Origin of the sequence: Corallococcus sp. AB038B (assembly GCF_003668955.1) — a bacterium.
Classification (GTDB): domain Bacteria; phylum Myxococcota; class Myxococcia; order Myxococcales; family Myxococcaceae; genus Corallococcus; species Corallococcus exiguus.
The window spans coordinates 1-410 of record NZ_RAWO01000228.1 but is presented as its reverse complement, the minus strand read 5'-3'; the positions used below and the strand labels follow the sequence as shown (position 1 = coordinate 410).

1 pseudogene is annotated in these 410 nt (G+C 71.5%); it reads left to right on the top strand.

The window, feature by feature from the left end:
• Nucleotides 1–17: 17 nt before the first annotated feature.
• Nucleotides 18–410 (top strand): annotated as a pseudogene (locus D7Y04_RS43115) (hypothetical protein); the annotation flags it as partial.

Genomic DNA, 410 nt, shown 5'->3' with positions numbered 1-410 from the left:
TGCTGGCCCTGTTGCTGGTGGGCGCGCTCCCGTCATGGGTGGCGGCGGCGCCGCAGCCTCCCGGTGCGCCCGCAGCCGAGACGGTGCAGCCGCAGAACGTCTCCGCGCGCGTGGAGCCGAGGCAGGTGCGCATCGGCGACCCCTTCCTCTACGAGGTGGTCATCACCCACCCGAAGGAGCACCGCTACGAACTGGTGCTGCCCAAGGAGACGGGCGACTTCGAGGTGCTGGACCAGACGCGCCAGCGCAAGGACGGGCCGGACTCGGCCACCACCACCATTGGCGTGCGCATGTCCGCCTTCTCGCTGGGGCTGGTGCAGGTGCCGGCGCTGACCTTCGACGTGGCCACGCCGGACGGCCCGAAGAAGTTCTCCCTGCCGGGCCGCGAGGTGGAGGTGACGTCCACGCTG